The 19,488-nt window shown below is 67.6% G+C and carries 16 protein-coding genes, 2 pseudogenes and 1 other annotated feature; of the genes and pseudogenes, 8 read left to right on the top strand and 10 right to left on the bottom strand.

Annotation, left to right across the window (positions count from 1 at the left end; genetic code table 11):
• Positions 1-28 precede the first annotated feature (28 nt).
• The 3 genes and pseudogenes from LEL84_RS03070 to LEL84_RS03060 all read left to right on the top strand — a co-directional run.
• Positions 29-877, top strand: a complete 849-nt coding sequence (locus LEL84_RS03070) for a carbon-nitrogen hydrolase family protein (protein WP_226513298.1) — start codon at positions 29-31, stop codon at positions 875-877.
• On the top strand, positions 874-2,010 hold the full coding sequence (locus LEL84_RS03065) for an MSMEG_0565 family glycosyltransferase (protein ID WP_226513297.1): 1,137 nt from the start codon (positions 874-876) through the stop codon (positions 2,008-2,010). The genes LEL84_RS03070 and LEL84_RS03065 overlap by 4 nt, the downstream gene beginning before the upstream one ends.
• Positions 2,007-2,231: pseudogene (locus LEL84_RS03060) on the top strand (EamA/RhaT family transporter); the annotation flags it as partial. The gene LEL84_RS03065 and the pseudogene LEL84_RS03060, both read left to right, overlap by 4 nt.
• A gap of 28 nt (positions 2,232-2,259) precedes the next feature.
• Here LEL84_RS03060 and LEL84_RS03055 read toward each other — a convergent pair.
• A protein-coding gene (locus LEL84_RS03055) for an IS3 family transposase (RefSeq protein ID WP_226513296.1) occupies positions 2,260-3,542 on the bottom strand; the annotation gives its coding sequence in 2 pieces (ribosomal slippage) (positions 2,260-3,254 and positions 3,254-3,542; 1,284 coding nt in all).
• Positions 3,136-3,264 (bottom strand) — a sequence feature (AL1L pseudoknot). Its footprint overlaps the gene before it by 129 nt.
• Positions 3,543-3,587: 45 nt before the next feature.
• On the opposite strand from LEL84_RS03055, the pseudogene LEL84_RS03050 reads away from it, so the two are divergent.
• From LEL84_RS03050 to LEL84_RS03030, 5 genes and pseudogenes are all read left to right on the top strand, one after another.
• A pseudogene (locus LEL84_RS03050) lies at positions 3,588-4,376 on the top strand (DMT family transporter); the annotation flags it as partial.
• The gene (locus tag LEL84_RS03045) at positions 4,342-4,770 is read left to right on the top strand and encodes a nuclear transport factor 2 family protein (protein ID WP_065631913.1); all 429 of its coding nucleotides are present in this window, start codon (positions 4,342-4,344) and stop codon (positions 4,768-4,770) included. The pseudogene LEL84_RS03050 and the gene LEL84_RS03045, both read left to right, overlap by 35 nt.
• On the top strand, positions 4,767-5,801 hold the full coding sequence (locus LEL84_RS03040; RefSeq protein WP_226513295.1) for an LLM class F420-dependent oxidoreductase: 1,035 nt from the start codon (positions 4,767-4,769) through the stop codon (positions 5,799-5,801). Before LEL84_RS03045 ends, LEL84_RS03040 begins: the two co-directional genes overlap by 4 nt.
• Positions 5,801-6,280, top strand: a complete 480-nt coding sequence (locus LEL84_RS03035) for an SRPBCC family protein (RefSeq protein WP_171011694.1) — start codon at positions 5,801-5,803, stop codon at positions 6,278-6,280. The genes LEL84_RS03040 and LEL84_RS03035 overlap by 1 nt, the downstream gene beginning before the upstream one ends.
• 29 nt (positions 6,281-6,309) lie before the next feature.
• Positions 6,310-6,918 (top strand): FKBP-type peptidyl-prolyl cis-trans isomerase, encoded by a 609-nt coding sequence (locus LEL84_RS03030; RefSeq protein ID WP_137810810.1) that lies wholly within the window; start codon positions 6,310-6,312, stop codon positions 6,916-6,918.
• A 751-nt stretch (positions 6,919-7,669) separates the two neighbouring features.
• Here the strand turns inward: LEL84_RS03030 and LEL84_RS03025 are convergent.
• The 9 genes from LEL84_RS03025 to LEL84_RS02985 form a co-directional block, all read right to left on the bottom strand.
• Entirely contained in the window at positions 7,670-9,085 is a 1,416-nt protein-coding gene (locus LEL84_RS03025; protein ID WP_171011693.1) for a cytochrome P450, read from the bottom strand.
• A 100-nt stretch (positions 9,086-9,185) separates the two neighbouring features.
• Entirely contained in the window at positions 9,186-10,460 is a 1,275-nt protein-coding gene (locus LEL84_RS03020; RefSeq protein WP_226513294.1) for a glycosyltransferase 87 family protein, read from the bottom strand.
• A 210-nt stretch (positions 10,461-10,670) separates the two neighbouring features.
• Positions 10,671-11,120, bottom strand: a complete 450-nt coding sequence (locus tag LEL84_RS03015; protein ID WP_226513293.1) for a globin domain-containing protein — start codon at positions 11,118-11,120, stop codon at positions 10,671-10,673.
• 134 nt (positions 11,121-11,254) lie between these two features.
• Positions 11,255-12,526: a reverse transcriptase family protein gene (locus LEL84_RS03010; protein WP_226513292.1), complete on the bottom strand. Its 1,272-nt coding sequence runs from the start codon at positions 12,524-12,526 to the stop codon at positions 11,255-11,257.
• Positions 12,527-13,085: 559 nt separating this feature from the next.
• Entirely contained in the window at positions 13,086-15,494 is a 2,409-nt protein-coding gene (locus tag LEL84_RS03005; protein ID WP_226513291.1) for an ATP-binding cassette domain-containing protein, read from the bottom strand.
• A 206-nt stretch (positions 15,495-15,700) separates the two neighbouring features.
• Positions 15,701-16,111, bottom strand: a complete 411-nt coding sequence (locus tag LEL84_RS03000; protein WP_137810807.1) for a VOC family protein — start codon at positions 16,109-16,111, stop codon at positions 15,701-15,703.
• Between the two features lie 19 nt (positions 16,112-16,130).
• Positions 16,131-16,562, bottom strand: a complete 432-nt coding sequence (locus tag LEL84_RS02995; RefSeq protein WP_065632279.1) for a helix-turn-helix transcriptional regulator — start codon at positions 16,560-16,562, stop codon at positions 16,131-16,133.
• Between the two features lie 18 nt (positions 16,563-16,580).
• The gene (locus LEL84_RS02990) at positions 16,581-18,260 is read right to left on the bottom strand and encodes a phospho-sugar mutase (RefSeq protein WP_413466930.1); all 1,680 of its coding nucleotides are present in this window, start codon (positions 18,258-18,260) and stop codon (positions 16,581-16,583) included.
• Entirely contained in the window at positions 18,257-19,486 is a 1,230-nt protein-coding gene (locus LEL84_RS02985; protein WP_165630078.1) for a glucose-1-phosphate adenylyltransferase family protein, read from the bottom strand. The genes LEL84_RS02990 and LEL84_RS02985 overlap by 4 nt, the downstream gene beginning before the upstream one ends.
• Positions 19,487-19,488 lie beyond the last annotated feature (2 nt).

The following is a 19,488-nucleotide window of genomic DNA, read 5'->3' as shown; positions in this document are numbered from 1 at the left end:
CGACGGATTCGACCGGTACCCTTCGCCCATGAGGACGGTCACCCTCGGCGCCCTCGCCGCGCACTTCGGACGCGACGTGGAACGCGGTGTCGCCAAAGCGGTCGGCATCGTCGACTCCGCGGCGCGCGACGGCGTCGACCTCCTCGTCTTCCCCGACGGCTCACTGGGCGGATACCTCGGCGATCTTCGACAACCCGACCCGGCCGAACTGCCGCCGGCGCTGCAACCGGACGGTCCGGAACTCGCGGCGATCGCGGCCGCCGCCGGTGACATGACCGTGTGCATCGGGTACACCGAAGCCGTCGACGACCAGCGGTTCAACACCGCCGTCTGTGTCACCGGAGACGGTGTCCTCGGCACGCACCGCAAGGTCCATCAACCCGCCGGCGAGGCCCTCGCCTACGCGGCGGGCGATCAGTTCGGCTCCTTCGACACCCCGGTCGGCCGTCTGGGCATGCTGATCGACTACGACAAGACGTTCCCGGAGTCGGCCCGCACGCTCGCGCTCGACGGCGCGCGGATCATCGCGGCACTGTCCGCGTGGCCCGCCAGCGTCACCGACCGCGCCGCACGCCTGCCCGCCGACCGCCAGTCCCGCCTGTTCGACCTCTACGACTGCGCCCGCGCCGCGGAGAACCAGGTGTTCGTCGTGTCGTCGAACCAGACCGGGGTCATGGGATCACTACGCTTCCTCGGACAGGCCAAGGTCGTCGGACCCGGCGGTGACATTCTGGCGACCACCCGATCGAAAGGCGGAATGGCCACGGTGACAGTCGATGTCGATGCTGAAGTCGACCGGGCGCGGCGCGTCCTGAGTCACCTCGCGGAACTCCGGCCGGACACCTACCGGTCGACGACGCCGGCGGACCAGCGATGAGCCGTACGCAGAATCTGCGCATCGCTCTCCTGACCTATTCGACGAAACCCCGTGGCGGCGTGGTCCATACCTTGAACCTGGCCGAGGCGATGACCCGGCTCGGCGCCGACGTCACGGTGTGGTCGCTCGCCCGCGGTGGCGACGAGGGCTTCTTCCGCGCGGTGGATCCGGCTGTGCGGGTGCGGCTCGTACCGTTCCCCGACCAGGAGAACGAGACGATCACCCAACGCATCGTGCGGTCCATCGACACCCTGCGGGCCGCCTTCGACCCGGCCGACTTCGACATCGTGCACGCCCAGGACTGCATCAGCGCCAACGCCGTCGGGACGTCCATCCGCACGATCCACCATCTCGACGAGTTCACGACGCCCATCCTCGTCGACTGCCACGAGAAGGCGGTGGTCAACCCGTACGCGCGGATCTGTGTGTCTCGAGCGGTCGCGGATGAGGTCGAGCAGGGCTGGGACTTGCATCCGACGGTGATCCCGAATGGCGTTGCGTACGAACGCTTCGCGGGCGCGGCGTCGGACTCCCCCAAGTCCCTCGAGGCACGACGACGCTGGTCGGATCAGCTGGGCGACTACGTGCTCGCCGTCGGCGGAATCGAACCGCGCAAGGGCAGCATCGACCTTCTGGAGGCGTATGCCGTACTGCGCGAACGTCACCCGGGACTGAAGCTCGTCTTCGCGGGCGGCGAGACCCTGTTCGACTACCGCGACTACCGTGCCGACTTCGACCGTCGGCGAGCCGAACTCGACGTCGAACCGGTCGTCCTCGGCAACGTGCCCGACGACGACCTGCCGGCACTCGTCGCCGCCTGCCAGGTGTTCGCGTTCCCATCGGTGAAGGAAGGCTTCGGCCTGGCCGCGATGGAAGCCCTCGCCGCGGGGCGTCCCGTCGTCGCGCGCGACCTCCCCATCCTGCGCGAGGTATTCGGCGACTCCGTCTCCTACGCCTCGACCGTCGCCGAACTGGCCGACGCCCTCGACGCCTCCCTCGTCCCAGACACTGATCGCATCGCATCGGGCCGACACCTGGCCGCATCTCTCACATGGGACGACGCGGCACGTCGGCACCTCGAGTTCTATGCGCGACACCCCCATCCGGCGTCGCCGGTCGGCACCCACAGATGAGCGAGTCCCGTCGGACCGAACGCATCGGGATGCTGGCGGTCGCCCTCACCGCGATCCTGTGGGGCACCTCGGGTACCGCCGCGGCGATGGCGCCCGAGCTCAGTGCCGTGACCGTCGGCGCCGTGGCCATGTGTGGCGGCGGCTTGTTGCAGGCGGCGGTCAACGCCCGCGGGATTCGAGCCGCGTGGTCGTCGGTGACGGCACAGTGGCGGGTCGCTCTGAATCGCCCCGGGTTTGCTGGAGGCTCGGTTAGTTGGTTCCAGCGTTTGCGGGGACCGGGTTCTCACGGTAGCTGGTGACGGTGTGGGTCGACCAGTAGGCGCTCTCGTACTCGACGGGTGGGACGTGTCCGATCTCGCCGTGCAGGCGGCGGTGGTTGAACCATTCGACGTACTCAGCGACGGCGATCTCGACCTCGCCCACACCTGCCCAGCCGCCTCGCGGGCGCATCACGGGGTTACGGATGCATTCGGCTTTGAACAGCGAGTTGAACGCCTCAGCCATCGCGTTGTCGTATGAATCCCCTTTGGAGCCAACAGATGTCACCGCTTCGGCTTCGGCCAGTCGTTCGGTGTAGCGGATGGCTCGGTATTGCACTCCGCGGTCGGAGTGGTGGATCAGCCCGGCCACGTCGTGGCCGGCACGCGACCGTGCCCACAATCCCATGTTCAGGGCGTCGAGGGCGAGGTCGGTGTGCATGGTGGTCGAGACCTGCCAGCCGACGACCATCCGCGAGAACACGTCCAGGACGAACGCCGCGTACACCCAGCCCGAGTGGGTGCGGATGTAGGTCAGGTCCGCCACCCACAACGCGTTCGGTGCCGCCGCGGTGAACTGACGGTTGACCCGGTCAGCCGGCCGGGGTGTTTCAGCTCCCTCGCTGCGCGTGGTCTTGCGTGTCTTGAGTCTCGCTATCCCTTGCAGCCCATTGGCTTTCATCAATCGCTCGACGGTGCAGCGGGCAACACTATGGCCCTGTCTGCGCAATTGGGCATGCACCTTGCGGGCACCGTAGACGCCGAGGTTGTCGGCATGCACCGCGCGGACCTGGGTAAGGAGCTCCCGGTCACGCACCACACGAGGCGCCTCGGTCTTCTGGGGGCTCAGGTGGGCTCGTACCGTGGACGGAGCGATCTGGGCGGACGTATCGCGCAATGCCGCACAGATCGGATCGACTCCGTGTTCATCGCGGTGAGCCGCGACGAACTCCACGATCAGCGCTGTGGGCGGTCGATCTCCGCCGCAAAGAAAGCCGAAGCCTGCTTCAAGATCGTGTTCGCTCGCCGCAGTTCACGGTTCTCCCGCTCCAACGCCGCGATGCGGTCAGCGTCCTCACTCGTGGTGCCCGGGCGGACCGCGCCGTCGATCTCGGCCTGACGAACCCAATTGCGCAACGCCTCGGGATGGACTCCGAGCTGATCGGCGATCCGCTTGATCGCACCTCTCGACGAATCGGGATCTTGTCGCGCTTCACATGCCATCCGGGTGGCCCGGTCCTTGAGTTCCTCACTGTACTTGCGTGGTGCTGCCATGCTCTCCATCCTTCACAGGTTCGAGAGCCTCCGACAGACCCGGGGCGGTTCACTCTTCTCGGTGGGATCTGCGTGCTGATCTACCCACTCTGCTTCTTCGGGTCGATGCGGGTCGGCGGCGTCGCGCTCGGAACCGTCGTGTCGTTGGCGTCGGCACCGCTGGTGTCGGCGGTCATCGAGCGCGTGGCCGACGGGCGGAGGTTGACCCTGCGGTGGACCATCGCGTGCGCGCTCGGCATCGTCGGCAGTGCGGCGTTGGCGTTGTCGCGCAGCGAGTCGTCGCATTCGGACGCACTCGGCGGGAGCTCGTCGGCGGCGCTCGGTGTCGGCCTCGGCCTGCTCGCGGGTGTCACCTACGCCGGGCTGTCGTGGGCGATGCGTCGGCTCATGAACAGGTCGGTGCCACGCGGCGCCGCGGCCGGGACCGTCATGGGTCTGGGCGGAGTGTTCCTGCTGCCGATCGTCGCGGTCGGGGTACCGGCCGTGGTCGCGCACCCCGAAACCCTCGGCGTTCTCGCCTACCTCGTCCTGGTTCCGCAGTTCCTCGGGTACGTGCTGTTCAGTCGTGGACTCGGTCGGATCGACAGTTCGACCGCCACCACCATCACCCTGATCGAGCCTGCCGTCGCGACCGCGCTGGCCGTCGGAGTGCTGTCGGAATCCATCACCGCGACCGGTTGGGTGGGCATCGCAATGCTGGCGACGGCGCTGGTCGTCCTGCTGGCCCCTCGCCTTCCGTCCGCAACCGGCCCGGCATCCACTAGCGTCGACGCAGGATCATCGACAGGGAGGTCGACGCATGAAGCAGTTCCGAGAGGCCGTCGAGGCGCGTGACGAGCAGGCCATGAGGGCCCTGCTCGCCGACGATGTGGTCTTCACCAGTCCGGTCGCGTTCAAGCCGTATCCGGGCAAGGCCATCACGTCGGCCATCCTGCGGGGCGTGCTGCGGGTCTTCGAGGACTTCCGCTATATCCGAGAGATCAACGACGCCGGCGGACGCGACTCGGCGCTCGTCTTCGAAGCCGTGGTCGACGGGAAGAAGATCACCGGCTGCGACTTCATTCACGTCAACGATGACGGCAAGATCGACGACCTCATGGTCATGGTTCGGCCGCTGTCGGGAGCACAGGCCGTCGCCGCGGCGATGGGCGCGCAGTTCGATCAGATCGCCGCCGAGGCCGCCGCGGAGTCAGGGAACACTGCGGAGTCCGAGGGGGTCAGCCGGTGAAACTCGGTCTGCAACTGGGCTACTGGGGCGCGCAACCGCCGACCCACCACGCCGAGATCGTCGCCGCGGCCGAGGAGTCCGGTTTCGACAGCATCTTCACCGCCGAGGCCTGGGGATCCGACGCCTACACCCCGCTGGCCTGGCTCGGGTCGTCGACGGACCGTGTCCGGCTCGGGACGTCGGTGCTGCAGCTCTCGGCCCGCACCCCCACCGCGTGTGCGATGGCCGCGCTGACCCTCGACCACCTGTCCGGCGGTCGGCACATCGTCGGGCTGGGTGTGTCGGGACCGCAGGTCGTCGAAGGCTGGTACGGGCAGAAGTTCGCCAAGCCGCTGGCCCGGACCCGCGAGTACATCGACATCATGCGTCAGGTGTGGGCGCGCGAGGCGCCGGTCAGCAGCGCCGGACCGCACTATCCCCTGCCGTTCGACGGGGAGGGCGCATCGGGACTGGGCAAGACGCTCAAGCCGATCACACACCCGCTGCGCAGCGACATCCCCGTCATGCTCGGTGCCGAGGGGCCGAAGAACGTCGCGCTCGCCGCGGAGATCGCCGACGGGTGGTTGCCGCTGTTCTACACGCCGCGCATGGCCGACACGTACAACGAGTGGCTCGACGAGGGATTCGCCCGCCCGGGTGCACGACGCAGTCGCGAGGACTTCGAGATCTGCGCGACCGCCCAGATCGTCGTCACCGATGACCGCGAAGGTACCTACGCCGCGATCAAGCCGTTCCTGGCGCTGTACATGGGCGGGATGGGCAGCGAGGACACCAACTTCCATGCCGAGGTGTACCGCCGGATGGGCTACTCCGACGTCGTCGACGAGGTGACCGCACTCTTCCGCAGCAACCGCAAAGACGAAGCGGCGCAGATCATCCCCGATGCCGTCGTGGACGACTCGGCAATCGTCGGCGACCTGGACCACGTGCGTGAACAGATCAAGGTCTGGGAGTCGTGCGGGGTGACGATGATGCTCGTGTCGCCGGGCAGCGTCGCCGAGGTCGAGCAGCTCGCGGGGCTCATCCACTGATGCTCTCCCCCGCCCGCTTCACCGTCATCGACACGGTGGTCTCGTTCGACGCCCCGATCGAGGTCACCTTCGACTACCTCGCCGACCCGGCGAATCGACCGGAATGGCAGTCGAGTCTGCGCCGCATCGACGACCTGCGGCCGATCGGTGACCGGGCGGGTGACGTCGGCACCAGCTGGACCGACGTCACCGTCGTACCCGGGGTGTCGCCGCGGATGGAGGTGACCGCCTGTGAGTCCCGTCGACGGTGGCAGGAGATCGGACGGTGGCGGTCCGTTGACGCGGTCCTCACGTTGACGTTCGCCGAACGCGACGGGGGCGGCCGGGATGGGGGCACCGACGTGCATGCCGAGGCGGTGCTGACGGTGCCCGCGATCGGTGGGCTGGCGCTGACTGCGACGCGATGGCCGGCCGCGCAAGCCGTTCGGGCCGATCTCGAGCGCGCTGCTCGACTGTTGGCCGGTCGAGGCTCTCGGTGAGGGGCCGCGCCTCGGGTAGCGTTCCGAGGGTGAACATCAAGAACGTGACCCTCGCCCTCGGCACCGCTCTCGTCCTGGCTGTCGCCGGTTGCAGCTCCGACTCCGATTCCGGCTCGGGCACAACCGAACCCACCGCGACCGCGGCGACCGGCGGCGCCGAGACCCCGGTAGCGGGGGCCGAGAGCTGCCCGACCGCACCCGCGAACGCCGATGCCACGCCGCAGTGGACCGAGCAGGGCACCACCGGTGGATTGCAGATGGTCGCGTCCACCGCGACCGAAGCCCCCAACATCACTGTCGAGAATCCGTTCAGCGTCGACGAGACCCAGGTCAAGACGCTCGTCGAGGGTGACGGCGCCGTCGTGCCGGACACCGCGTCGGTGTCGGTCTGCTATGTCGGCGTGAACGGCCGCACCGGCGAGACCTTCGACAGCGCCTACGCAAACGGCTCCCCCGTGACCTTCCCGCTCGACGGCGTGATCCCCGGGTTCAGCAAGGCCATCGCGGGACAGAAGGTCGGGTCGAAGGTGGGCGTCGCCATGACGTCGGCCGACGGTTACGCGCAGGGCAATCCGCAGGCGAACATCGAGGTCGGCGACACCCTCGTCTTCGAGATCAGCATTCTCGGGGCGTCGTAGGGGTTGTCGCGCGGAGTCACTTGGTGACTTCGGGTCACCAGGTGATTTCGACACGGCTCCTCGCTCCGCTCGGTGCCGGCTCAATCAGCGGGGTGGACTCCTCGCTCCGCTCGGTGCCGGCTCATCAGCGGGGGGTGGACTTCTCGACCTCGACGCGCTCCTTCGTCGCTTGCTCGGCCCGGCGGCTTCGCTCGGTGCCGGCTCAATCAGCGGGGAGGGGCTCTGCTGAGGTCGTCGCCGTCGCTCTTCACCCGTTGGGGTCTGCGGTTGCGCACAGTTGGACCTCTGGCGTGCCAAAACGCGTCCCTCTCAGCGTGATCGAAGGGCATATTTCCCTTCGATCGTGCTCAGGGGGATGAGAATTTCTTTTGCGCCTGTCTACTCCTGACCTTGAGTTGCACGAGCAGCGAACCACGAAGGCCCCAGCCGTGAGATCGACTGGGACCCTTCGTGGCTCGTCGCTATCGCTCCTCGCACCTCAGGGAGCGGTGGGTTGGTGCTTGCGCTACTCGCACCCCGGAGACCGGTGGGCTGGTGCTTGCGCTGCTCGCACCCCGGGAAGCGGTGGGTTGGTGCTTGCGCTACTCGCACCCCGGAGAGCGGTGGGCCGGTGCTCGCGCTACTCGCACCCCGGAGAGCGGTGGGCCGGTGCTCGCGCTGCTCGCACCCCGGAGAGCGGTGGGATGGTGCCTGCGCTACTCGCACCCCCGGGGAGCGGTGGAGCGGCTCGCTCCTCGGGTGTGAGGAACCGTCAGATCTTGCGGTGCCGCAGGTTGATCGGGAGGCCGTCGGCGGGGGTCGGACCGGTGCCGTAGGTGAGTTCCGGGCGGTAACCGGCCGGGACGTCCCATTCGAAGCGCTGGAGCATCTGGTGCAGGATCGACTTCACCTCCATGCCACCGAAATACAGGCCGATGCACTTGTGGGCACCGCCGCCGAAGGGTGCCCATGCGAAGCGGTGGACCTTGTCCTCGCGGCGCTCCGGCGAGAAGCGTTCGGGGTCGAAGTGGGTGGGGTTGGGCCACCATTCCTTGCGCAGCATCGTCGCCCACGGGTGGATGCCGAGCAGCGTGCCCTTCGGGATGTAATGGCCGCAGACCTCGGTGTCCTCGATCGCCATGCGGAAGAGCATCCCGACCGGGGCGTTGAGGCGCAGCGTCTCCTTGAAGGCCAGCTCCATGCTGGGGAGCTTGTCGACGTCGTCGTAATCGATCGTCGGCTTGTCGAGGGCGAGAGACTCCTCGCGCAGGCGCTGCTGCCACTCGGGGTGCTTGCCGAGGAAGTAGGTCATCATCGACAGCGCGATGGTGCTGGTGTCGTGTGCAGCCATCATCACGAAGATCATGTGGTTGACGATGTCCTCGTCGGAGAACGTCTCGCCCTCGTCGCTCTCGGCGTTGCAGAGCACACTGAACAGGTCGTCGGCGTCGTTGCCGCGACGCAGCGGGATCTCGGAGCGGAAGTACTCCTGCAACACCTCGCGGCCCCGGAGCCCCTTGGCCCAGGTCCAGTTGCCGACGTCCTTGCGCACGATCGCCTGACCGCCGCGAACCGCCGCCTCGAAGGCGTGCTCCAGGCGGTGGGCCTCGGACTCGCTGACGTGGGCACCCATGAAGACCTCGGTCGCCAGCGACAGGGTGAGGTCCTTGGTGCGGGAGTACATCTTGAAGCCGTTGCCCACCTCCCAGTTGGCGAGGGTCTTCTCGATGTGCGGGGTCATGATGTCGAGGTAGCCGGTGAGGCGGGGGCGGCTGAACGCCTGCTGCATGATGCGGCGGTGCTGCATGTGCTCGTCGAAGTCCATCAGCATCACGCCCCGGCGGAAGAACGGGCCGATCATCGGTTCCCAGCCGAGTTCGCTCGAGAACGCCTTCTTGCGGTTCATCCACACCGCTTCGATCGCGTCCGGACCGACGAGGGTGACCATGTTCATGCCCAGCGCACCCGACCAGGAGACCTGTCCGTAGCGTTCGAACCGTTCCATGGCCGACTTGAGCGGGTCGACGAGCGCTTCGAGGGTGTTGCCGAGCCACGGAACCCCTGGGTCACCCATCACCGGCTTGAGATCGGATCCGGCGGGCGGCTCGGCCAGCGGACGCTCCGAGCTCGGGTACATGCTGCTCGCCTTCGCCAGCACGCTCTGGATCTGCTTTTTCCGACTCGTCATGAACCTGCCACTCCCTGTTGTTCCGATGTGCGTCACATCACTATGCACCATTGGAACGGATTTTAGCGTCTGTTTCAAGAGGAGTCTGCAGACGGGGTGTTCACGCAGGTTGTGCGAGCGTGTCGGCCGACCGTCGGGACGTCAGCACGCGGGGAGCCGAGACCCCCAGCGCGACCAGCACCGCCAGACCCCAGAGAAGGTACGACGACCCGACGAGATGCTGCCACCAGACCCAGGACAACTCGGCGTCGTACCGCTGCGGGATTCGCTGATGCGGCGCGACGGCGAAGATGACGAGCCCGAAACCGACGAGCCACCACCACATCGCCGACGCCTCGGGCCTGGTCGCGAGGAAGGTCAACAGGATCAGCAGCGGGACCACCCAGACCCAGCTGTGGTCCCACGCGACCGGCGAGCAGTACAGCGCGGCGAACGCGACTGCCATCAGTGCCGCGACATCGTGCGGGCCGGACGGTTGTGGACCCGCCGGTGCAACCGACAGCAGACGCCACGCGACCCAGGCGATGAACAGGCCGACGATCAGCGAGACGAGGAACCACGCGACGTCGGACTCGATGCCGAGCCTGCCGAGCTCACCCTTGATCGATTGGTTGTTCGCGAAGTGCGGACTCCCGATGCGGTCGGTGTCGAAGAGGGTCGATGTCCAGTAGGTGCGCGAGTCGTTCGGTGTCAGGAGATGGCCGAGGGCGGCGTAGGCGACCGCTGACGCCGCGGCCACGCCGAGTGCGCGCCAGTCCCGGCGGACGAAGAAGAACAGCAGGAACACCGCGGGGGTGAGCTTGATCGAGATGGCGAGTCCGACGAGCAGCCCGTTCCACCACTTGCCGCGGCCCAGCAGTACGTCGACGACGACGAGCGTCATCAGCACGATGTTGATCTGTCCGAAGTTGAGGGTGTCGCGGACGGGTTCGAGCCAGAGGCCCACCGTCGTGGCGGCCGTTGCGAGCCAACATAATTCGTGCGCCGGCCGCTCGACGAGGCTAGACAGGACGATGCGGCACACCACCAGCAGGCAGCCGATGGAGATCGCGGTGAACAGGGCCTGACCGAGGCTGAGTGGAACGACCGTGAAGATCGAGAACAGCGCTGCGGCAAGCGGTGGATACGTGAACGGGAGGTACGAGCCTTCCGCGAGCCGGGGCAGGATGCCGTACAGGTCGCCGCCGTCGAGCAGGACCTGTCCGCCCATGCGGTAGACGTCGAAATCGATGCGATACGGGGCCGGCGGTTGGTTCGGCAGCACGACGATGGCGACCGCCGAACTGATGAGGAAGACGGCGAGTGTCGCCCACCGGGCCCGGGCTGATCCCAGGTATCGATCCAGCGCACGTCGCGGGTTTACAGCAGCAGTCACGAGCCCTCACTTCCGAGCGGGATCGTATCGCGGAGGGCGTGCGGTTCAGGGTGGCCGGGCCGTGGCCGTGTAGTCGGGCGGTGCGGGTCCACGTGGACTCGTCGGTCGTCGACAGTCGAAGGGTGGTCGCGCGTTCTCCGGTGGGGTCGGTCGACGGGACCGTGGCGAGTCGAAGTGATCGGGCGTCGCCGGGATCGGGCGAAGGGCGGGTCAGGCGGCTCCGGGTTTGCGTCGATCGGCCGGCATGATGTCGACCACGCCGTCGTCCGGATAGCCGTCGAGCATGATCGTCGCGACCGCGCCGAGGGCGCGGTCCCAGGCCAGCGTCATGGCCGGGGTCCAGGACTCGCCGCCGATCTCGCTCATCGCGGCGATCATGCATTCCGCGACCGCCGTGTACATCGGTCTGGTGACGCCGAGACCGGCGTGTCGTCGCCCCAACGCGTGCAGAGTCGTCGTCAGCCACTCGGGATCGTCGAGATGCTCCACGACCGAGGCGACGGCGCTGCGCAACATTTCGGCCTGGGCTCGAGTGTCGCGGCCGAACATGGCGCGAACGGTGGGATAGCGGTCGAACAGGATCTCGTAGAAGCGAACGGTGAGGCCTGAGTCGGGAAGGTCGACGAGTGCCAGGCTGCGTTCGAGCAGTTGTTTGTCCATGCACGGACCTTGGTGCACCGGCATTGCGACTGGGCGCGCTGCGGGGAAGGCCGAGGTAACAGTGGTCTCACAGCGAACCGCAGCCGGTGTGAGGTTCGGGATGGTTCGGGCGTTTGGTCCGTCTTCAGAGGTTGTCAGCTGTCCCAGTCGACGGTGCGGGCCATGTTCAGCAACCGGCGTCGGCGCGTCTCCCCCGTCGCACCGACCCACGCGATGAGTCCGTAGACGTGTGCGCGGAAGTCCGGGTGCTCGTCGTGATTCTGCGACGACGCCCCGTGCCGGCGGGCGTTGTGGAGCAGGGCCCGCAGATTGTCGTAGTCGGATCTGGCGACCTGCGGACGGTCGTTGACGACGAGACCGGCAAGGTGTTGGCGCTGATGACTGTGCATGATCCGGACCTTCTCCGGGTGCACGGTGAATCGCTCGTCTTCGACGATGCGGAGCACGGTCCACAGCGCGCGGTCGGCGTTCATCGCGTCGCCCGAGATCGCGAGGTCGTCGCCGTAGCGGGTGTAGCGGAGGCCGTGACGGCGGGCGTACCCGTCGAGCCGCCGATCGAGCGGCCGCATCACGAGGTTCGCCAGATGCGGCGAGGTCGGCGCACCTTGCGGCAGGTGTCGTTCCCGAAGGAGTGCTGCGTGCGTGTGATCGATACCGCGGAGTTCGTCCACAGGCGTTGCCGTGGTGCACAATTCGGCGAGCAGGCGGGCGATGTGCGGCGGGTAGCCGGCCTGCCGGAACACTGCTCGGACGCGCGGTACGGTGATCGTCTCGAAGCAATGCCGGAGGTCGACGCGCAGTACCACGGGACGGTCCGTGTGCGGCCAGGCGAAAGCAGCCGGTGACGATCCGGGTATGAAGCCGCGTGCTGCGGGATGCGCCGGAATGCGCTCAATCAACCGTCTGAGCAGGCGACGCTGTGTCTCGCGCATACGGGGTTTCGGAGCTTCGATGACCCGGACACCGTCCCGCTTCTCACGCCGCCAGATTCGGTAGTGACGCAACGGCGGGCGCGCCGTTCGTAGCCATTGGCCGCGGTCGGCGAACCATTCGAGCTCGGGCACGGTGAAGTCGAGCCAGTGCGCGAACTGCTCGACATCGTAGAGATCGGGCAGAGCGTCGGACACCGTTCCCGCGGAACGTGGTTCGTGCAGTACGACGGGTTGAGCGGCGAGGGGTGCCGGGTGGGTCCACGGCGCGAGGGCCTGGATCATCACGGTCGCGGGATGTCGCGGTTCGTGAGGCGAGAGTTCGATGATGCCTGCGGCCACGTCGGTGGTGACCTCAGCGGGCAGGACCGCTGTCACCGCCGCCAGGATCTCCGGCCACGTCCAGGCGGTATACGTGCGCGAGAAGGCCGCAGCGACTTCCGCTGCCTCATGCGGTTGCAGGAACGGTTCGGTCACGGCGTCGTGTCGCGTCGCGGGCTGACGTGATGATGAACGACGGATGGGGTGACCAGAACTGAGCAGCGGCGCCGTGTGGCACGTGCAGCGTGCGCGCCGGCGTCGGACGCAGGAACCAGCTGTGAAGTGCACCCAGGGGTTACCCCTGAGACGGATCGCGACGATCCACTCTCACCTTGCCCGTCGTTCATCAACCGACATGATGCCACGGGCGTCTGACACCGTCGGGGACGTTCGCGGTTCGCGCGGAAAAGCGTCACGAGGGGTGCCGTAGTGAGAGGGTCAGCTGCGCTGCGTCGTTTGTGTTGTCTCGCGCGAACCTACTCCCTTGTTGACCGACAGACTTCAACTCGACCGGTAGACCTCGATCGAAGTCCATAGGTCGAGTTGAAGTCTGTCGGTTGGGGGGGCCTGGTTGCTGGACCCTTCGAGGCTCGTCGCTATCGCTCCTCGCACCTCAGGGAGCAGAGGGTACGGGAGTTGTCAACGCCAAGATCGCTCAGATCCTTCTGCTCCTCTGGCATGTGACCAGCAGTTTTGTGGTTCGGGATCCCCGGTGTCAGGCACCGACGTACTCGGCGAGGTGCTCACCGGTGAGGGTCGATCGGTCGGCGACGATATCGGCGGGTGTGCCCTCGAAGACGATCCGGCCGCCGTCGTGGCCGGCGCCCGGGCCGAGGTCGATGATCCAGTCGGCGTGGGCCATCACGGCCTGATGGTGCTCGATGACGATCACCGACTTTCCGGAGTCGACGAGACGGTCGAGCAGCCCCAGGAGCTGTTCCACGTCGGCGAGGTGGAGGCCGGTGGTGGGCTCGTCGAGGATGTAGACGTCGCCCTTCTCCCCCATGTGACCGGCCAACTTCAACCGCTGGCGTTCGCCGCCGGACAGGGTGGTCAGAGGCTGACCGACCTTGATGTAACCGAGCCCGACGTCGACCATCCGGTGCAGGATCTTGTGCGCCGCCGGGAGTTTGGCATCGCCGTCGGCGAAGAAGGTCTCCGCCTGGGCGACCGACATCTCGAGTACTTCGCTGATGTTGCGGCCGCCGAAGGTGTAGTCGAGCACCTCGGCCTGGAATCGCTTGCCCTCGCACACCTCGCAGGGCGCGGCGACGCCGGCCATCATCGCGAGGTCGGAGTAGACGACGCCTGCACCGTTGCAGTTGGGGCAGGCACCCTCCGAGTTCGCGCTGAACAAGGCGGGTTTCACGCCGTTGGCCTTGGCGAACGCCTTGCGGATCGGCTCGAGCAGACCGGTGTAGGTCGCCGGATTGGAACGCCGCGACCCCTTGATGGCGCTCTGGTCGATGGAGACGACCCCGCCCTCCTTGGCGACCGTCGAGTTGATCAACGAACTCTTGCCCGAGCCCGCGACGCCGGTGAGCACGACCAGCACACCGAGCGGTATGTCGACGTCGACATCGCGCAGATTGTTGGCGTCGGCCCCGCGGACCTCGAGATGACCATTGGGCGTGCGGACTTCGTCCTTGACGGCGGCGCGGTCCTCCAGGTGGCGCCCGGTGAGCGTGTCCGCGGCCCGCAGTTCGTCGACGGTGCCTTCGAACACGATCGTGCCGCCGTCGGTGCCCGCTCCCGGGCCGATGTCGACGACGCGGTCGGCGATCGCGATCACCTCCGGCTTGTGCTCGACCACCAGCACCGTGTTGCCCTTGTCCCGCAATGCGCGCAGCAGATCATTCATCCGGGTGATGTCGTGCGGGTGCAGACCGATCGACGGCTCGTCGAACACATAGGTCACGTCGGTCAGCGACGAACCGAGGTGACGGATCAGCTTAGTGCGCTGCGCCTCTCCGCCGGACAGGGTGCCGGCCGGGCGTTCCAGGGACAGGTAGCCGAGTCCGATGTCGACGAACGCGTTGAGGTGGTCTCGCAGCGCGGTGATCAGCGGGGCCGCGGACGGATCGTCGAGGTCGGCGACCCACTGGGCGAGATCGCTGATCTGCATCGCGCATGCGTCGGCGATGCTGATGCCCTTGATCTTCGACGAACGGGTCTCGGCGGTGAGGCGGGTGCCCTCACAGTCCGGGCACTGCGCGAAGGTGATCGCCCGGTCGACGAAGGCACGGATGTGCGGTTGCATGGCCTCACGGTCCTTGCTCAGCATCGACTTCTGAATCTTCGGGATCAGACCCTCGAAGGTGATGTTGATGCCCTCGACCTTGATCTTGGTGGGCTCTTTGTAGAGCAGGTCGTTGAGCTGCTTCTTGGTGTACTTCGCGATCGGCTTGTCGGGGTCGAAGAAGCCGCAGCCGCGGTAGATCCGGCCGTACCAGCCGTCCATCGAGTAGCCGGGGATCGTCAGCGCGCCCTCGTTGAGCGACTTCGACGAGTCGTAGAGTGCGGTGAGGTCGAAGTCGGAGACGTCGCCACGTCCCTCGCATCGCGGGCACATGCCGCCGGTGATGGAGAAGCTTCGACGCTCCTTGACCTTCTGCCCGCCCTTCTCGATGGTCACCGCACCCGCCCCGCTGATCGAGGCGACGTTGAACGAGAACGCCTGCGGCGAACCGATGTGCGGAGTTCCCAAGCGACTGAACAGGATACGCAGCATCGCGTTCGCGTCGGTGGCTGTGCCGACGGTCGACCGGACGTTGGCACCCATCCGCTCCTGGTCGACGATGATCGCCGTCGTCAGACCCTCCAGGATGTCGACGTCCGGACGAGCCATCGACGGCATGAAGCCCTGGACGAACGCGCTGTACGTCTCGTTGATGAGGCGCTGGGATTCCGCGGCGATGGTGCTGAAGACCAGTGAACTCTTCCCGGAACCCGACACCCCGGTGAAGACCGTCAGCCGACGCTTCGGCAGATCGACGCTGACGTCCTTGAGGTTGTTCTCCCGGGCGCCATGGACGCGGATGATGTCGTGCGTATCGGCGGGGTGAATGCCGTCGGCCCGCACGGCGTCGACCTTCCGTGCGGGACGGGTGGCGGTTCGGCTCATCGTCTCTCCATCAATGTGGCGACCGCGGGCGGGCGGTCGTCGGCGTTCGGGGTGCTCGTGTCATTCCGGAGGTCCGTTGCCGCGAGGTCGGTGCGCGGACTCCCGGTCGATCTAACCAGGGTGGAGGACACGTCCGCGGGGTGTTGTCGGTCGACGACCGCGCCGAGTGCTTCCGGGGGCGGGTATCGACCGGGTCCGCACATCTCTCAGCCGGCCTGGTCGATACGGATGAGGTTGCCCGCCGGATCACGAACGGCGGCGTCGCGCACGCCATACGGCTGATCCATCGGCTCCTGCACGATGTCGACGCCGCTGGACTGCAATTTTTCGAAAAGCCCGTCGAGGTCGTCGGTCGCCAGCGTCAGCGCGCCGTAACTCCCCTTGGCGATCAGCTCGAGGATCGTCTGTCGTTCCTCCTCGGAGATACCGGGATCGGCAGCCGGCGGATGCAGGACGATCGACGTGCCCGGCTGTCCGGGCGGGCCGACGGTCAGCCACCGCATGCCCTCGTAGCCGACATCCTTGCGGAGTTCGAAACCGAGGAGGTCGCGGTAGAAGCCCAGGGCGGCGTCGCCGTCGGTGTGTGGGAGGAACGTGTATTGGATCGTGATGTTCATGCGATCAGGCTAGGCAGTCTCACCCGCGCTGTGCTTCTCGATTCCTGATCGGTCTCGTGATGTTCTTCGCCAGGCACGCCGGTATCCCGTCCGTCGCGTCGGCCGACTGTTCGCGATAGACCGTCGGCGGGACCCCGACGAGTTCGGTGAACCGGGTGCTGAACGTGCCCAACGACGAGCAGCCCACCTCGAAGCAGACCTCGGTGACGGTCAGGTCGCCGCGCCGCAGCAGCGTCATCGCCCGTTCGATACGGCGAGTCATCAAGTACGAGTAGGGCGATTCGCCGTAGGTCTGGCGGAACTTCCGGCTCAGGTGACCGGCCGACATGCTCACCCCGCGCGCGAGCGCCTCGACGTCGAGCGGCTGCGCGTACTCGCGGTCGATGCGATCGCGGACCCGACGCAGCAGGGTCAGGTCGCGCAGGCGCTGATCGGAATCGGTTCGCGGCACGGATCGATCGTAGTGCGCTCAGACCCCGAGCACCGCCGAGATGTCCGCACCGAGGGCGTCGAGACGGCGTGCGGCCTCGTCCCGCGGTACGGCGCCGCCCGGGCAGTCGAGGACGACTTCCAGATAGCACTTCAGTTTCGGCTCGGTGCCGGAGGGACGCACGACGACGCGGTCGTCGGCGGCGGTCCGCACCAGGACGCCGTCGGTCGGCGGGAGATCAGCGGATCCATGTGCCAGGTCGCGGTTCTCCACCACCGGCGAGCCGGCCAGTCGTTCGATCGGCGACGAACGCAGGCGCTGCATCATCTCGCCGATCAGAGCGGTGTCCTCGACGCGGATCGTCAACGGTGCGGTGGCATGCAGGCCGTGGCGACGGGCGAGCCGGTCGAGTTCGTCGGTCAGCGTGCGGCCGTCCTTCCCGAGTTCCTCGACGAGGGAGATGACCCGGACCATCGCACCGATGCCGTCCTTGTCGCGGACGGTGTCGGGGTCGGTGCAGTAGCCGATGGCCTCCTCGTAACCGAAACGCAGGCTGGAAGTCCGGGCGATCCACTTGAAGCCGGTGAGCGTCGCGGCGAACCGCAGCCCGTGGACCGCGGCGACCCGGCCGAGCAGCCGGCTCGACACGATCGAACACGCCAGGGTGTCACCGGGGCGCGTCGCATCCCGTGCCGCCTGCTCCCCCAGCAGCGCGCCGATCTCGTCGCCGGTCAGCTGCCGCCACTGCCCATCGGGACCGACCGTCGCCACCGAGCAGCGGTCGGCATCGGGGTCGAGGGCGATCACGACGTCCGCGTCGACGTCGCGTGCGAGATCGAGCGCGAGGTCGAGGGCACCGGGCTCCTCCGGGTTCGGGAACGGCACCGTCGGGAAGTCCGGATCGGGAGCGGACTGCGCCGCCACCACGTGGACGTCGCCGATTCCCGCGGCCCGCAACACGTCTCGGGCGACCGCACCCCCGACCCCGTGCATCGGCGTCAGTACGACGCGCACCGGCGACGGGCCGCCGCCGGGTCGAAGCCGCGCGGTGCGCTCGACATAGGTCCGCACGGTCTCGTCGTCGAGGTGGATGACCGCCGCGGGGTCGCGGGACACCTCGTCGGCGGGCGGTGCCTGCGCGATCCGGTCCGCGATGTCGGCGTCGGCCGGCGCGATGATCTGCACTCCCCTGCCCGCATCGTCGGTGACACGCCCGCCGAGATACACCTTGTAACCGTTGTCGGCCGGTGGGTTGTGCGAGGCGGTGATCATCACACCGGCGTCGCAGTCGAGCGCACGCGTCGCATGAGCGGTGACCGGCGTCGGCAACCGGGGTGGCAGCGCGAACACCGTGAGCCCCTGCGCCGCAAGCACTTCGGTTGCCGCGTCGAAGAACTCGGCCGATCCGTGCCGGGCGTCGCACCCGACCACGACACGCGCGTCGGGACCGACCGTGTCGAGCAGATACCGCGCGACACCGGCCGTGGCGCGGGTGACCACGGCGACGTTCATCCGCGACTCGCCCGCACCGACCTCGCCGCGCAGGCCGGCGGTGCCGAAGGTCAGCGGTCCGTGGAAGAGGGCCGCGAGATCGTCGGCGGCGGCGACGTCACCGGTCACGGCCGCGTCGATCAGATCGGTCAGCACGGCTCGGGTCGACGGGTCCGGATCGTGGTCCCGCCAGTGCCGCGCGGTCGCGAACAGGTCGGCCCGGGTCACCGGATGCGGCGACCCGGCTCGACGCGGTCTCCCAATGCCACCCGGGCACCGCGCAGGATCTGCGTATCCATCCCGACCAACGTGATCTTCTCGGTCGGGACCGGGCGTGTCCGCGGGTGCCCGCCGATCACCGCGTTCGGGCCGACGCGCACCCGTTCGTCGAGGACAGACCATGCGACCGACGCGCCGGCGCCGATGACAACGTCACCGAAGATCACCGAATCGGCCACGACCGCACCTTTTTCGACGACCACACCCGGTCCGAGAACGCTGCGTCGGACCGTTCCGTGCACGTGGGCGCCGCTGCTGACGAGACTGTCCTCGACGACCGCCCCGGTCTCGATACGCGCGGCCGGGCGCTGCGGCTGGTTGGTGAGGATCGGCCGGTCGGCGCGGAAGACGTCGAGGGACCCGTCGATGAGGTCGCGGTGCGCCTGCAGGTAGGTCTCAGGACGGCCGGCGTCGATCCAATAGCCAGACATCGCGTGGGCGACCGTCTTGCCGCGGTCGACGAACCAGGGCACCAGGTGTTCGCCGAAGTCGCCCAGGCCGGTGTCGTCCTTCGGGGACCCCTCGGTCGTCCGGCTCTCCAGGTACTCGAGGCCCTCGATGAGCACGGCCGGGTCGTAGACGAAGATCTCGGTGGCGATCGTGCGCGTGGTGGCGCGTTCGGGTTTGTAGCGGAACTCGCGGACGGTCCCGTCGCGGCGGGCTTTCACGGTGGCGTGCTGCGCAGCCTCGTCGAGAGGACACGTCGTGGTGACCACAGTGCATTCGGCGCCATGGCGGCGGTGGGTCTCGATGGCGTCGCGGAAGTCGAAGTCGTAGACGTGGTCGGCGCTCATGACGATGACCTCGGCCGGTGCGTGGGCGGCGATGCGGCCGCGGATGCGATACAGCAGGTCGGCGTTGCCGGTCGCGAAGCCGTCTTCGGTTTCCGGGGCGTCGGTCTGCTCCGGCATCACCACGCGCAACCCGCCGCTCGTGCGGTCCAGATCCCAGGGACGGCCACCCGCCACGATCTGGGTGATGGTCTCGGCCTCGTACTGCACGCACAACCACACGTCGTCGATGTGACTGTGGTGCAGGTTGGAGAGCGGGAAGTCGATGAGCTGATAGTTGCCCGCGAACGGCAACGCGGGTTTCGCCCGCCGATCGGTCAGCACCTCCATCCGCGAACCACGTCCACCGGCCTGCACGATCGCGAGAACCTCCGAATACCGCATCA

Origin of the sequence: Gordonia sp. WA4-43 (genome assembly GCF_020520305.1) — a bacterium.
Taxonomy (GTDB): domain Bacteria; phylum Actinomycetota; class Actinomycetes; order Mycobacteriales; family Mycobacteriaceae; genus Gordonia; species Gordonia hongkongensis.
The sequence above is the reverse complement of the archived record's forward strand: the minus strand, read 5'-3'. Positions and strand labels throughout refer to the sequence as shown.